12 protein-coding genes are annotated in these 15,762 nt (G+C 49.6%); all 12 read left to right on the forward strand.

Annotated features, from left to right (window positions below; translation table 11 throughout):
- The first annotated feature begins 223 nt into the window (after positions 1-223).
- The 12 genes from rpoB to rplB all read left to right on the forward strand — a co-directional run bounded on the left by rpoB (position 224) and on the right by rplB (position 15,709).
- Positions 224-3,787, forward strand: a complete 3,564-nt coding sequence (rpoB, locus tag AC0YNU_RS31610; protein ID WP_475763791.1) for a DNA-directed RNA polymerase subunit beta — start codon at positions 224-226, stop codon at positions 3,785-3,787.
- Between the two features lie 143 nt (positions 3,788-3,930).
- Positions 3,931-7,554, forward strand: coding sequence for a DNA-directed RNA polymerase subunit beta' (gene rpoC, locus AC0YNU_RS31615; protein ID WP_475763793.1), 3,624 nt, complete (start codon positions 3,931-3,933; stop codon positions 7,552-7,554).
- 228 nt (positions 7,555-7,782) lie between these two features.
- Complete coding sequence (locus AC0YNU_RS31620) at positions 7,783-8,013, forward strand: ribosomal L7Ae/L30e/S12e/Gadd45 family protein (RefSeq protein ID WP_475763795.1); 231 nt, start codon at positions 7,783-7,785, stop codon at positions 8,011-8,013.
- Positions 8,014-8,147: 134 nt separating this feature from the next.
- Positions 8,148-8,567, forward strand: coding sequence for a 30S ribosomal protein S12 (rpsL, locus tag AC0YNU_RS31625; protein WP_475763797.1), 420 nt, complete (start codon positions 8,148-8,150; stop codon positions 8,565-8,567).
- A 68-nt stretch (positions 8,568-8,635) separates the two neighbouring features.
- Entirely contained in the window at positions 8,636-9,106 is a 471-nt protein-coding gene (gene rpsG, locus AC0YNU_RS31630) for a 30S ribosomal protein S7 (protein ID WP_161705072.1), read from the forward strand.
- 29 nt (positions 9,107-9,135) lie between these two features.
- A complete protein-coding gene (fusA, locus tag AC0YNU_RS31635) occupies positions 9,136-11,217 on the forward strand; it encodes an elongation factor G (protein ID WP_475763799.1) in 2,082 nt (693 codons plus the stop codon).
- Positions 11,218-11,333: 116 nt separating this feature from the next.
- Entirely contained in the window at positions 11,334-12,524 is a 1,191-nt protein-coding gene (gene tuf / locus AC0YNU_RS31640; RefSeq protein WP_475763801.1) for an elongation factor Tu, read from the forward strand.
- A gap of 389 nt (positions 12,525-12,913) precedes the next feature.
- The gene (gene rpsJ / locus AC0YNU_RS31645) at positions 12,914-13,222 is read left to right on the forward strand and encodes a 30S ribosomal protein S10 (RefSeq protein WP_005544556.1); all 309 of its coding nucleotides are present in this window, start codon (positions 12,914-12,916) and stop codon (positions 13,220-13,222) included.
- A 34-nt stretch (positions 13,223-13,256) separates the two neighbouring features.
- Complete coding sequence (rplC, locus tag AC0YNU_RS31650) at positions 13,257-13,880, forward strand: 50S ribosomal protein L3 (protein ID WP_475763803.1); 624 nt, start codon at positions 13,257-13,259, stop codon at positions 13,878-13,880.
- A 25-nt stretch (positions 13,881-13,905) separates the two neighbouring features.
- Positions 13,906-14,529: a 50S ribosomal protein L4 gene (gene rplD / locus AC0YNU_RS31655; RefSeq protein WP_161705078.1), complete on the forward strand. Its 624-nt coding sequence runs from the start codon at positions 13,906-13,908 to the stop codon at positions 14,527-14,529.
- Positions 14,529-14,819 (forward strand): 50S ribosomal protein L23, encoded by a 291-nt coding sequence (gene rplW, locus AC0YNU_RS31660; RefSeq protein ID WP_475763806.1) that lies wholly within the window; start codon positions 14,529-14,531, stop codon positions 14,817-14,819. The genes rplD and rplW overlap by 1 nt, the downstream gene beginning before the upstream one ends.
- Positions 14,820-14,878: 59 nt before the next feature.
- Positions 14,879-15,709, forward strand: coding sequence for a 50S ribosomal protein L2 (rplB, locus tag AC0YNU_RS31665; protein WP_475763808.1), 831 nt, complete (start codon positions 14,879-14,881; stop codon positions 15,707-15,709).
- Positions 15,710-15,762 lie beyond the last annotated feature (53 nt).

Consider the following 15,762-nt stretch of genomic DNA (forward strand, 5'->3'; position numbering starts at 1 on the left):
GAAGCGGATTTGACGTATAATGTTTACATTTTGGGTCAAAATTACTTGATATGAGACTTTTACCGGTTGTGCCGCGTAGAACGTTGACTGACAGAAGCACGCTCTTTTTTCGAATTTTCGATAAGGGCTTTTCTTTATTTGAATCAGAATTTGCCTGCTGCACATTCTGGTTACAGCAATGTTTGTGTATACAAGGTCATTGTTCACTTTCTGTGAAGCAGACATGAGGGGTGAGGTTAAGTTGGCAGGACAACTTGTTCAGTATGGGCGTCGCACGCGTAGAAGCTATGCCCGCATCCGCGAGGTGCTCGAAGTTCCGAACCTGATTGAAATCCAACAAAAATCGTACGAGAAGTTTTTGGATAAGGACTTGCTTGAGCTTTTCCAAGACATCTCGCCGATTCAGGATTTTACGGGTAATTTGATGCTTGAGTTCATCGACTATTCACTTGGCGAGCCTAAGTATTCTGTCGATGAGTCGAAGGAACGCGACGTGACGTATGCAGCTCCGCTACGCGTTAAAGTTCGGCTTATCAACAAGGAAACCGGTGAAGTGAAAGAGCAAGAAGTGTTCATGGGTGATTTCCCGCTGATGACCGAGACAGGCACGTTCATCATCAACGGCGCGGAACGCGTCATCGTCAGCCAATTGGTTCGTTCGCCTAGCGTTTACTTTAGCACGAAAGTGGACAAAAACGGCAAGAAAAATTATACGGCTACCGTGATTCCGAACCGCGGCGCATGGCTGGAGCTTGAAACCGATGCGAAGGACATTATTTATGTCCGTATTGACCGCACTCGTAAAATTCCGGTCACGGTTCTTCTGCGTGCGTTAGGTTTTGGCACGGATGCCGAAATTTTAGATTTGCTAGGGCATGACGAGTATATTCGGAACACGCTCGATAAAGACAATACCGATTCCACTGAAAAAGCGCTTATCGAAATTTACGAAAGACTTCGTCCGGGTGAACCGCCGACGCTGGATAACGCTAAGAGCTTGCTCGTTGCGCGTTTCTTTGATCCAAAGCGCTATGACCTGGCGAATGTCGGACGCTACAAAATCAATAAGAAGCTGCATATCAAGAACCGTCTCTTCAACCAGCGTTTGGCTGAAACTCTGTTCGATCCGTCTACAGGAGAAATCCTGGCGGAAGCCGGTCAAGTCGTCGATCGCCGTCTCTTGGATGAGCTGATCCCTTACTTGGAGAATAACGTTGGCTTCAAGACGTATCAAGTTGCGAACGGCGTTCTTGATGCAGATAGTATACCTCTTCAAACCTTGAGCGTATTCTCTCCGCTTGATGATAGCAAGGTCATCAAGATTATCGCGAATGGCGTCATTGACAAAGCGGTTAAGCATATCACGCCTGCAGACATCATCGCTTCCATCAATTACTTCATCGACTTGCTCCATGGAATCGGAAGCACGGACGATATCGACCATCTGGGTAACCGTCGTTTGCGTTCGGTTGGCGAGTTGCTGCAGAACCAGTTCCGTATCGGCTTGTCCCGTATGGAGCGCGTCGTTCGCGAGCGGATGTCCATTCAGGATGCGAATGCAATCACGCCTCAGGCGCTCATCAACATACGTCCCGTTATTGCGTCGATTAAAGAGTTCTTCGGGTCTTCGCAATTGTCGCAGTTTATGGACCAGACCAATCCGCTTGCTGAGCTTACGCACAAACGTCGTCTGTCCGCACTGGGACCGGGCGGTTTGACGCGTGAGCGCGCGGGCTTCGAAGTTCGAGACGTTCATAATTCCCATTACGGCCGTATGTGTCCGATCGAAACACCAGAGGGTCCGAACATCGGGTTGATCAACTCCTTGTCCACTTTCGCTCGTATTAACGAGTATGGGTTCATCGAGGCGCCATATCGTTGGGTAGATCCGAAGGTCGGTGTCGTAACGGAACAAATCGCCTACCTGACCGCAGATGAAGAAGATAACTACGTTATCGCGCAAGCGAACGCGAAGCTTGACCAAGAAGGCAAGTTCGTGGATGACGCGGTTATCGTACGTTACAACAAACAAGCGGACAATATTCTTACGATGCCGACAGAGCGCGTAGACTATATGGACGTTTCGCCGAAACAAGTCGTATCGGTCGCTACGGCGCTCATTCCGTTCCTCGAGAACGATGACTCCAACCGTGCGCTCATGGGATCCAACATGCAGCGGCAAGCCGTTCCGCTTCTTATTCCGAAGTCGCCGCTTGTCGGTACGGGCATGGAACATAAATCGGCCAAAGACTCCGGCGTATGTATCGTTTCCAAACACGACGGCATCGTCGAACGCGTTTCGGCCAATGAAATTTGGGTCCGTCGCGTTGAGATGGTTGACGGCAAACCTGTTACGGGCGACTTGATTAAACATAAGCTGCATAAGTTTATGCGTTCCAACCAAGGTACGTGCATTAACCAACGTCCGATTTGTCATAAAGGCGATATCGTGAAGAAAGGTGACATCCTTGCCGATGGTCCTTCCACGGAAATGGGCGAATTGGCGCTCGGTCGCAACGTCGTTGTAGCGTTTATGACGTGGGAAGGTTACAACTACGAGGATGCTATCCTTTTGAGCGAGAAGCTTGTTAAAGAAGATGTGTACACGTCGATTCATATTGAGGAATACGAATCGGAAGCCCGTGACACGAAGCTCGGACCGGAAGAAATCACGCGCGACATTCCTAACGTGGGCGAAGAAGCGCTCCGCAACTTGGATGAACGCGGTATTATCCGTGTCGGTGCCGAGATCAGCGCAGGTGACATTCTCGTTGGTAAAGTAACGCCAAAGGGTGTTACCGAGCTGACTGCTGAGGAACGCTTGCTGCACGCTATCTTTGGCGAGAAAGCACGCGAAGTTCGTGATACGAGCCTCCGCGTTCCGCATGGTACGGACGGTATCGTCGTGGACGTGAAAGTCTTCACGCGCGAGAACGGCGATGAGCTGCCTCCTGGCGTGAATCAATTGGTCCGTGCATACATCGCTCAGAAACGGAAAATTTCCGAAGGGGATAAGATGGCAGGACGCCACGGTAACAAAGGGGTTATCGCCCGTATCCTTCCTGAGGAAGATATGCCTTTCCTGCCGGATGGCACGCCTGTAGAGGTTGTTCTTAACCCGCTGGGCGTACCTTCGCGGATGAACATCGGTCAAGTGCTCGAGGTCCACTTGGGCATGGCTTGCAAGCGTCTAGGGATTCATGCCGCAACACCTGTATTCGATGGAGCGCGCGAGTACGACGTATTCGATTCCATGGAAGAGGCAAGCATGCAGCGTAACGGTAAAACGATCCTTTACGATGGACGCTCCGGCGAGCCATTCGAGCGGGAAGTTACCGTCGGCGTCATGTATATGATCAAACTGGCGCACATGGTTGACGATAAAATCCATGCCCGTTCCACGGGTCCATACTCGCTTGTAACGCAGCAGCCATTGGGCGGTAAAGCTCAGTTCGGCGGTCAGCGTTTCGGGGAGATGGAGGTTTGGGCGCTTGAGGCCTACGGTGCGGCATATACGCTGCAAGAGATTTTGACCGTGAAGTCCGATGATGTCGTCGGCCGTGTCAAAACATATGAGTCTATCGTTAAAGGTGAGAATGTACCGGAGCCAGGCGTGCCTGAGTCGTTCAAGGTTTTGATCAAAGAGCTTCAAAGTTTGGGTATGGACGTTAAGATCCTGTCCGAGAACGAAGAAGAGATCGAAATGAAAGAAATGGACGACGAGGACGACGGTGCCTCGGACAAATTGAACCTCAATCTTGAAGGTACTGAAGTCGGCGTGGAGTAATAGTTTCCGCGGCTTAGAATAGCACGATGCCGGTTCGTCTTCACGGGCGAATCAAGCCGGGGAGCGCCTTCGCGGGCGCAATCCGGCTGAATGGCATTAAGGCAACAAAAGACAAGTGAACCATGACGAAGGAGGGTTGCTCCTTGTTGGACGTGAACAACTTCGAGTATATGAAGATTGGATTGGCATCTCCGGATAAAATCCGATCGTGGTCCCGCGGAGAAGTAAAGAAACCGGAAACGATTAACTATAGGACACTTAAGCCGGAGAAAGAGGGTCTCTTCTGCGAGAAGATCTTCGGACCGACGAAAGACTGGGAATGCCATTGCGGCAAATACAAGCGCGTTCGTTATAAAGGCGTCGTTTGTGACCGTTGCGGCGTAGAAGTTACGCGTGCAAAAGTGCGCCGTGAACGTATGGGTCACATTGAGCTTGCAGCTCCTGTATCGCATATTTGGTATTTCAAAGGTATTCCAAGCCGTATGGGTCTCGCGCTGGATATGTCGCCGCGCTCCCTGGAAGAGATCATTTACTTCGCATCTTATGTTGTAACGGATCCAGGTGACACGCCGCTGGAGAAGAAACAGCTGTTGTCCGAGAAGGAATATCGCAGCTACCGTGAGAAGTACGGATACGGCTTCCATGCAGGCATGGGTGCCGAGGCAGTCAAGAAGCTGCTTCAAGACATCGACGTTGAGCGTGAGCTCGAGCAGTTGAAGGAAGACCTTCGTACAGCGCAAGGTCAACGCCGTAACCGTGCGATCAAACGCCTTGAAGTCATCGAAGCATTCCGCAACTCCGGCAATATGCCGGAATGGATGATTCTTGACGTGCTGCCGGTCATTCCTCCGGAACTTCGTCCGATGGTCCAGTTGGATGGCGGACGTTTCGCAACGTCTGACTTGAACGACTTGTATCGTCGCGTAATCAACCGGAATAACCGTTTGAAACGTCTGCTTGACCTAGGCGCTCCGGATATCATTGTGCAAAACGAGAAACGGATGCTTCAAGAAGCAGTCGACGCTTTGATCGATAACGGCCGCCGCGGCCGTCCAGTCACGGGCCCGGGCAACCGTCCGCTTAAATCGCTCAGCCATATGCTGAAAGGTAAACAAGGGCGTTTCCGTCAGAACTTGCTCGGTAAGCGGGTTGACTATTCCGGTCGTTCCGTTATCGTTGTTGGTCCTAGCCTGAAAATGTTCCAATGCGGTTTGCCGAAAGAAATGGCGCTTGAACTCTTTAAACCGTTCGTTATGAAAGAGCTGGTTAACAAAAACCTGGCACATAACATTAAAAGCGCGAAACGTAAAGTCGAACGCGTCAGCCCGGAAGTTTGGGATGTGCTTGAAGAAGTCATCAAGGAGCATCCGGTTCTGTTGAACCGTGCACCTACGCTTCACAGACTCGGTATCCAGGCGTTCGAACCGATTTTGGTTGAAGGCCGCGCCATCAAACTTCATCCGCTCGTATGTACGGCATACAATGCCGACTTCGACGGTGACCAAATGGCTGTTCACGTACCGCTGTCCGCTGAAGCGCAAGCTGAAGCTCGGTTGTTGATGCTGGCATCGGGCAACATTTTGAACCCGAAAGACGGCAAGCCTGTCGTTACGCCTTCTCAGGATATGGTCCTCGGCAGCTTCTACTTGACGATGGACAACGCGGAGGGCAAAGGCTACGGTTCCGTGTTCGCAACAGTTAACGAAGCGATCTCTGCGTACCAACGCGGCATCGTATCGCTGCATGCGCGGATATTTATCCCCGTTAAGGTTCTGAAGAAAACTTCCTTTACGGATGCGCAACAGAAAGCGTTGATTTGCACAACCGTGGGTAAAGTGATCTTCAACGAAATTTACCCGGCCGATTTCCCTTACATCAACGAGCCTACCAAGGTGAACTTGCTGCAAGGCACGCCGGATAAATATTTCGTACACGAGAAGGGCGCAGATCTCGTTCAATTCTTGAACGGCCTGCCTCAAATCGGCGGCGTAGGTAAAGAGTACCTCGGCTTGATTATTGCCGAATGCTTCCGTCAATACCACACGACGCGTACTTCTATCATGCTTGACCACATTAAACAACTCGGATTCACGTATTCCACGCGTGCAGGTATCACTGTTGCTGTTGCCGATGTAATCGTGCCACCAGAGAAACAGGAGATCCTGAAAGAATCCGAAGATAAAGTTAAGGTCGTTACGAATCAATACCGCCGTGGTCTGATTACGAACGAAGAACGCTACGACCGTGTAATCGAGATCTGGAGCAAAACGAAGGATCAAATTACGGAGATTCTCATGAAATCGATGGACCGCTACAATTCCATCATGCTCATGGTTGATTCCAAAGCACGGGGTAATAAATCTCAAATCACGCAGCTCGGCGGCATGCGAGGTCTGATGGCCAACCCATCCGGCCGAATCATCGAGTTGCCGATCAAGTCGAACTTCCGCGAAGGTCTGACCGTCCTCGAGTACTTTATCTCGACACACGGTGCGCGTAAAGGTCTTGCCGATACCGCCCTTCGTACAGCTGACTCCGGATACCTTACTCGTCGTCTTGTCGACGTTGCGCAGGATGTTATCGTCCGCGAAGACGATTGCGGCACGGATAAAGGCTTCTCGGTCAGCAAAATTCAAGACGGTAAAGAGGTTATCGAAGACCTGTACGACCGTATTGAAGGACGCTACTCGTTCGAAACGGTTCGCCATCCGCAAACCGGCGAAGTTATTCTTCAGCGCAACCAGCTGATCGATTCCAACAAAGCGGAAGAGATCATCGCGGCTGGCGTTGAGCGTCTCCAAATTCGTTCCGTACTGAGCTGCCGCGCCCGTCATGGCGTCTGCAAAATCTGTTATGGACGTAACTTGGCAACGGGCAAATTCGTTGAGATCGGCGAAGCAGTCGGCATTATCGCTGCACAATCGATCGGTGAACCGGGAACTCAGCTTACGATGCGTACATTCCATACCGGCGGTGTAGCCGGAGACGATATCACGCAAGGTTTGCCGCGTATCCAAGAACTTTTCGAAGCGCGTAATCCGAAGGGTCAAGCGATCATCTCCGAGATCGATGGCGTTATTAAGGACATTCGCGAGACAAAGGACCGCCGTGAAATCGAAGTACAAGGTGAAGCGGAATCCAAAACGTATGCCGTCACATTCGGTTCGCGTATCCGTGTTGTCAAAGGCAAGCAAATCGAAGCCGGCGATGAATTGACGGACGGTTCCATCGATCCGAAGGATATGCTCCGCATCAAGGGTATCCGCGGCGTGCAGAACTATATTTTGCAGGAAGTTCAGCGCGTTTACCGGAACCAAGGGGTAGAAATCAACGATAAGCACATCGAGGTTATGGTGAAGCAGATGCTTCGCAAGATTCGTATCATCGAAGCCGGCGATACTGCGCTTCTTCCAGGTGCATTTGTCGACATTCATGAATATGAAGCGTCTAACCGCGAAGCGATTCTGTCCGGCAAAGAGCCTGCGGTTGCCAAACCGGTCTTGCTCGGTATTACGAAAGCGTCGCTTGAGACGGATTCCTTCCTGTCCGCGGCATCGTTCCAAGAGACGACTCGTGTCTTGACAGATGCTGCTATCAAAGGCAAGGTCGATCAGTTGCTCGGTCTGAAAGAGAATGTTATCATCGGTAAACTGATCCCGGCGGGAACGGGCATGCAACGCTATAGAAGCGTCCATGTCGCCGGTATGGACGATGAATTGACTGAAGCGCAGTCGATCGAAGCCGAGACGGTTACGATTGAATCTTAATCAATAGCACCATTGCATGAGGGAGAAGAGCGAACAGGTCCTTTTTAAGGAGATATTCTGTTCGCTCTCCGCTCTGTAATGCCCTTATAGGGGTTTACTTTATTTTCAAACTTTAAACAAGCGCGGAAGCTTGACATTATGCGAGTTGAAGTGCTAATATGTCGTAGTGTGCCTAATCGCACAACCTCTGCACTTGTCAGTTTTGCTTGACTTGGAAGGTAGGTTATTATGCGATTCGTTATAGGTAGTAAACAAACGACGAAGATGGTGGAGCAACGCAAAGCTACTCTCGTCTATGTTGCGCAAGATGCAGATCCGCGGCTGAAGGACAATATTGTTCGGCTTTGCGAAATGTCAGGAATACCGATTACCTGGACTGAAACAATGAAGAGCCTCGGAGAAACCTGTGGAATCGAAGTTGGAGCAGCGATGGCGGCGGTTGTACCGGAAATCGAATAAGAACATGTCGTTTTTACTGAACCGGAAGGGAAGGTAAAAACTTTCGTTTGTTTCTTTATGAACCGCCTGGATCTGTGGGCTTAATAAGCCAATATGTCTTGAAAGCTTTACTAAGTGAGGAAGGGGGATGCAACATGCCAACAATTAACCAACTGGTCCGTAAAGGCCGTGAGGCGAAAGTCGTTAAATCGAAATCGCCAGCATTGCAAAGAGGTTTCAACGCACTGAAACGTGAGGAAACAAACATTAGCTCGCCACAAAAACGCGGGGTTTGCACACGTGTAGGTACAATGACACCAAAAAAACCGAACTCCGCATTGCGGAAATATGCGCGTGTACGTTTGACGAACCGCGTTGAGGTTACTGCTTACATCGGCGGTATCGGTCATAACCTTCAAGAGCATAGCGTAGTATTGGTTCGCGGCGGCCGGGTAAAAGATCTTCCGGGTGTTCGTTACCACATCGTGCGCGGTGCGCTTGATACTGCAGGCGTAAACAACCGTAAACAATCTCGTTCCAAATACGGAACGAAACGTCCTAAAGTTAAAAAATAATGCAGGCATAGCCGGCAACGGTTATCCTCATCCTAAAATGAAAAACTAGAAGAAAGGGGGACTTCCACATGCCACGCAAAGGTCCAGTAACAAAACGTGATGTTTTGCCAGATCCGATGTACAGCAGCAAGCTCGTTACTCGCTTGATCAACCGTATTATGGTTGACGGCAAGCGCGGTGTAGCCGCTACGATTTTGTATGATGCATTCAAACTCATCAACGAACGTACGGGCAAAGACCCGATGGAAGTTTTTGAAGTAGCAATTAAGAACATCATGCCAGTACTTGAAGTTAAAGCACGCCGTGTAGGCGGTTCGAACTATCAAGTGCCAATCGAAGTTAAACCGGAACGCCGTACAGCGCTTGGTCTCCGTTGGCTCGTGAACTATTCACGTAACCGCGGTGAGAAGACGATGGAAGAGCGTTTGGCTGCAGAAATCATTGATGCATCCAACAACACTGGTTCATCCGTGAAGAAACGCGAAGATACGCACAAAATGGCTGAAGCGAATAAAGCGTTCGCTCACTATCGTTGGTAGTATTCGCATAATCGAAAGGAGACTGAATTATGGCAAGAGAGTTCTCCTTGAAAAATACGCGTAATATCGGGATCATGGCGCATATTGACGCAGGTAAAACAACCACAACGGAGCGGATCCTGTTCTACACAGGCCGTACCCACAAAATCGGCGAGGTGCACGAAGGTGCGGCGACGATGGACTGGATGGAGCAGGAACAAGAGCGCGGAATCACGATTACGTCCGCTGCTACGACTGCTCAATGGGATGGACACCGCATCAATATTATCGACACCCCGGGGCACGTTGACTTCACTGTAGAAGTTGAACGTTCCCTGCGCGTATTGGACGGGGCCGTTGGTGTTTTCAGTGCAAAAGAAGGCGTTGAGCCGCAATCCGAGACGGTATGGCGTCAAGCTGACCGTTACGGCGTACCGCGGATCGCATACGTCAACAAAATGGACATTATCGGCGCAGACTTCCTTAACGTTGTTAGAGACATGCGCTTGCGTCTGAACGCAAATGCAGTGGCAATTCAATTGCCGATCGGTGCAGAGAACGACTTCGTAGGCGTAATTGACTTGATTGAGCGAGTTGCTTACAAATACAAAGACGATCTTGGTAAAGATCCGGAAAAAATTGAAATCCCTGCAGAATACAAGGACCAAGTCGAAGAAGTTCGCTTGGAGCTGGTCGAGAAAGTTGCTGAGCTCGATGAAGAGCTCACGATGAAATATCTCGAAGGCGAAGAAATCTCTGTTGCTGAGTTGAAATCGGCACTTCGCAAAGGTGTTTGCGAAGTTAAGATCTTCCCGGTAATCGTTGGTTCTTCGTACCGTAATAAAGGCGTTCAGATGATGCTTGACGCTGTTGTCGACTACCTGCCTTCGCCAATCGACGTACCTGATATCAAGGGTCACCTTGAAGATGGAACAGAGACGGTCCGCAAATCCGCCGACGATCAGCCTTTCGCAGCACTGGCGTTCAAAATCATGACTGACCCTTACGTAGGTAAGCTGACGTTCTTCCGCGTATACTCCGGCGTACTTAGCTCCGGTTCATACGTTGTGAATGCAACGAAAGGCAAACGCGAACGGATCGGTCGTATCCTTCAAATGCATGCGAACAGCCGTCAAGAAATCAGCGAAGTTTACTCCGGTGATATCGCGGCTGCCGTAGGTCTGAAAGATACAACTACTGGCGATACGCTTTGCGATGAGAAAAACCCGGTTATCCTTGAGTCGATGAACTTCCCTGAGCCGGTTATCCAGCTCGCGGTTGAACCTAAGACAAAAGCTGACCAAGACAAAATGGGTATCGCTCTTCAAAAGCTGTCCGAGGAAGATCCTACGTTCCGTGCCCACACGGACGAAGAGACCGGCCAAACGATTATCGCTGGTATGGGCGAGCTTCACCTTGAAATCCTAGTTGACCGTATGCTTCGTGAATTCAAAGTCGAAACGAATGTTGGTAAGCCGCAAGTTGCTTATCGCGAGACGTTTAAAACGGCTGCGAAGGTCGAAGGTAAATTCGTTCGCCAATCCGGCGGTCGTGGTCAGTTCGGTCATTGCTGGGTTGAATTCTCCCCGCAAGAGCCAGGTGCGGGCTTTGTGTTTGAAAACAAAACCGTGGGTGGCTCCATCCCGCGTGAGTTTATTGCTCCAATTCAAGCAGGTATCGAAGAATCGATGAAAAATGGTGTCATTGCCGGCTTCCCGGTCGTGGATATCAAAGCAGTCGTAGTCGACGGTTCCTACCATGATGTCGATTCCTCGGAGATGGCGTTCAAAATCGCCGGATCGATGGCGCTTAAAGCAGCTAAAGAGAAATGTAATCCGATTCTGCTTGAGCCAATCATGAAAGTTGAAGTAAGCGTTCCTGAAGAGTACATGGGCGACGTAATGGGCATGCTGAGCTCCCGCCGTGGTCGTATCGAAGGTTCGGACACGAAGCATGGTGCTTTGATCGTTCGTGCTAAGGTGCCTCTGGCTGAGATGTTCGGTTACTCCACGACACTTCGTTCCGGTACGCAAGGACGCGGCGTGTTCTCCATGGAGCTCTCGCACTATGAAGAAGTACCTCGTTCGATCTCGGAAGAGATCATCTCCAAATCAAAAGGCGCTGCACAATAACAGTCCTTTAAACAACTTGTTTTATATAAGTTGCATTTTGGCCGGATGATGGAAGACCTAACGGCTCCCATTCGGCCGATCACATAATCTTCTCAATATTAAGGAGGAAGAGTTCAATGGCTAAGGCTAAATTTGAACGTAATAAACCGCACGTTAATATCGGTACTATCGGTCACGTCGACCATGGTAAAACAACGCTGACTGCTGCAATCACGACTGTTCTTTCCAAAAGATACGGTGGCGCTGCTGTAGCATTCGACCAAATTGACAAAGCACCAGAAGAGCGCGAGCGCGGTATCACAATCTCCACAGCACACGTTGAGTACGAGACGCCTAACCGTCACTATGCTCACGTTGACTGCCCAGGCCATGCTGACTATGTTAAAAACATGATCACTGGCGCAGCACAAATGGACGGCGCAATCTTGGTTGTATCCGCAGCTGACGGCCCAATGCCGCAAACTCGCGAACACATCCTGCTTTCCCGTCAAGTAGGCGTACCTTACATCGTCGTATTCCTGAACAAATGCGACATGGTTGAGGACGAAGAGTTGCTTGAACTCGTTGAGATGGAAGTACGCGACCTTCTTAGCGAATATGAATTCCCAGGTGACGACACTCCAATCATCCGTGGTGCAGCTCGTGAAGCGCTGCAAAACCCAGATGGTGCATGGGCTGACAAAATCATCGAATTGTTCGAACAAGTTGATACTTACATCCCAACACCACAACGTGATACTGACAAGCCGTTCCTTATGCCAGTCGAGGACGTGTTCACAATCACAGGTCGTGGTACGGTTGCTACAGGACGCGTTGAGCGTGGCGTAGTTAAAGTATCTGACGAAATCGAAATCATCGGTATTGCTGAAGAAACTCGCAAATGCGTGGTAACAGGCGTTGAGATGTTCCGCAAATTGCTTGATTCCGCACAAGCTGGTGACAACATCGGTGCATTGCTTCGTGGTGTTGACCGTAAAGACATCGAGCGTGGTCAAGTTCTGGCAAAGCCAGGTTCCGTTAAACCACACACGAACTTCACGGCTCAAATCTACGTTCTGACTAAAGAAGAGGGCGGACGTCACAAACCTTTTTTCACGGGTTACCGTCCACAGTTCTACTTCCGTACAACTGACGTTACGGGTATCATCTCCCTGCCAGAAGGCACGGAAATGGTAATGCCTGGCGATAACATTACGGTTACGGTTGAGCTGATCGCTCCAATCGCACTTGAAGACGGTACTCGCTTCGCTATCCGCGAAGGCGGCCGTACAGTTGGTGCCGGTGCAGTAGCATCCATCCAAAAATAATAAAGCTGCGGCCTAGGCTGCGGTACGAAGAGCCCACACCCCGGTGTGGGCTTTTTTCTAATATTTGAGGTTTGCAGTGAAAGCGTTTCTTCATTAATAATAAGAAAAGTGATTTGGGGACGGCCATATTGGAAATAAAGATATGGAATGTAATCATGATGAGTATGCTGTCTGCGTTAGAAGAACATGCCAAACAAGAAAATCGTTGAAAGTACAAGGTTTTTGTTGCATTCGCCTATCCATTTAGATATAATAGTGAAGTTGGTCTGTGACGTTGCGATGATGTAAGAGGTTGCCGACACACACGGCTCCTTTGCCATGAGGGGCGTGTCGGGTTTTCTTGCGGAGTATGTCCGATACTAAATTGGGCGATAGAAGGAGGGACTTATATGGCTAAGCAAAAGATTCGTATTCGCTTGAAAGCATACGATCATAGAATTCTGGATCAATCCGCAGAGAAAATTGTTGAAACTGCGAAACGTTCCGGTGCAGGCGTGTCTGGGCCGATTCCGCTTCCGACTGAGAAGCAAATCATCACCATTCTGCGTGCGGTACACAAGTACAAGGATTCTAGGGAACAATTCGAAATGCGCACACACAAGCGTTTGATCGACATTGTTAACCCAACGCCGCAAACGGTTGATGCATTGATGCGTCTTGACCTGCCATCCGGTGTAGATATCGAAATCAAACTGTAATAATTTCAACTTGGAAAGGGAATGAGGTGTCAACATGAAAGGTATCTTAGGTAAAAAACTAGGTATGACGCAAGTGTTCACTGCCGAAGGTAACGTAGTTCCAGTAACGGTTATCGAAGCAGGTCCATGTGTTGTCTTGCAGAAGAAAGACCAAGAGAACGACGGTTATGTATCCATTCAAGTAGGTTTCTCTGATAAGAAAGAAAGCAGAGCAAACAAGCCGGAAATCGGCCACGCGAAAAAAGCCGAAACGGCTCCTAAGCGCTACATTCGTGAATTCCGCGGCGTAAATAACGGGGAATATGAAGTTGGCCAAGAGATTAAGGCTGATCTGTTCACTGCTGGCGAATTCGTTGACGTAACAGCTACTTCCAAAGGTAAAGGTTTCACGGGTACGATTCAACGTTGGAACCAAAGCCGCGGCCCAATGGCGCACGGCTCGCGTTACCACCGCGGACCAGGTTCGATGGGTTCCATCCAAGCCAACCGCGTACCTAAAGGTAAACACCTTCCAGGTCACATGGGTAGCGAGACGGTTACGATTCAAAACCTTGAAATCGTACGCGTTGACGTAGAACGTAACGTATTGCTGGTTAAAGGCTCCATTCCGGGTCCTAAGAACAGCTTTGTAAAAGTTAAATCCACGGTGAAGAAATAATCATTGAAGAAAGGAGGAACATGAAATGCCGAAAGTAGCACTTTTTAGCGTGAACGGCTCGCAGGTTGGTGAGGTTGAATTGTCCGAAGCGGTATTCGGAATTGAACCAAACGTTCACGTCCTGCATAGCGCAGTTTTGCTTCAGCAAGCTTCTGAACGCAGAGGTACGCATAAGACTAAAGGACGCTCCGAAGTACGCGGCGGCGGTCGTAAACCTTGGAAACAAAAAGGTACAGGACGCGCGCGTCAAGGCTCCATTCGCGCCCCGCAATGGGTTGGCGGCGGTACGGTTTTCGGACCAACACCACGCAGCTACAGCTTCAAACTTCCTAAGAAAGTTCGTCGCTTGGCAATCAAATCTGCACTGTCTTCCAAGGTGATTGACAACGATATTATCGTTCTTGATCAACTGGCGTTCGCGCAACCGAAGACGAAAGAATTCGCTGCAATCTTGAATAACCTGAAAGTGGCTCGTAAAGCACTGATCGTTACGGCGAACTATGAAGATAACGTGGCACTCTCTGCTCGTAACCTTCCTAACGTAAAGTTCGTTGCAGCCGATGGCATCAATGTTCTCGACGTAATGAAATACGACCAGCTGATTATCACTAAAGAAGCGGTTGAAAAAGTACAGGAGGTGCTTGCGTAATGAAAAATCCTCGCGATATTATCAAGCGCCCGATTATTACGGAACAAACGAGCGAATTCATGACGAACAAACGTTATGTATTCGAAGTTGATCTTCGCGCGAACAAAACCGAGATCAAACTCGCGATCCAAAACATCTTCAAAGTTAAAGTAACGAGCGTGAACACGCTGCGCATGCCGGCGAAACCGAAGCGTTACGGAAAACACAGCGGATATACATCCGAGTGGAAGAAAGCGATCGTTCAACTGAGCGCTGACAGCAACGAACTTGAATTTTTCGAAACAGTTTAGTTAACATACAGTCCTTTGGCTGACATGATTAACAAGATATCGGTAAGGAGGGAATCGAAGTGCCAATTAAGAAGTATAAACCGACTTCTCCTGCACGTCGTGCGATGTCGGTCTCGACTTTTGAAGAGATCACGGCAAGCACGCCGGAGAAATCGCTTCTTGCGCCGCTTTTCAAAAAAGCCGGTCGTAACAATCAAGGTAAAATTACGGTTCGTCATCATGGTGGCGGCCATAAACGTAAATACCGGATTATCGACTTTAAACGTAACAAAGACGGTATCGTGGGCAACGTAGCGACGATCGAATACGATCCGAACCGTACGTCCAACATCGCACTTATCCACTACGTGGATGGCGAGAAAGCCTACATTATCGCTCCTAAAGGTCTTAAAGTTGGGGACAAGATCGTATCCGGCCCGGCATCTGACATCAAGATCGGCAACGCGTTGCCTCTTGAGAACATTCCGGTTGGTACAGTTATCCACAACATCGAGCTGAAACCAGGTAAAGGCGGCCAATTGGTTCGCGCAGCTGGTACGGATGCTCAACTTCTTGGTAAAGAAGAGCAATACGTTACGATTCGCTTGACGTCTGGCGAAGTTCGTCGTATCCTGAAAACTTGCCGTGCAACAATCGGTTCCGTCGGTAACGAGGATCACGAACTCGTGAAAATCGGTAAAGCCGGCCGTTCCCGTTGGATGGGCAAACGTCCTGAAGTCCGCGGTGTCGTCATGAACCCGAACGATCACCCACACGGTGGTGGTGAAGGCCGTGCTCCAATCGGACGTAAATCCCCAATGTCTCCATGGGGCAAACCGACTTTGGGCTTCAAAACACGCAAAAAGAAAAAAGCATCGAGCCAGTACATCGTGCGTCGTCGCACGAAATAATAGGCGCCTTGGCGTCAACTGCGTGACGCGCAGCGTCGCGTAACGCTAGCGTG

Source organism: Paenibacillus sp. J31P316 (assembly GCF_056269105.1).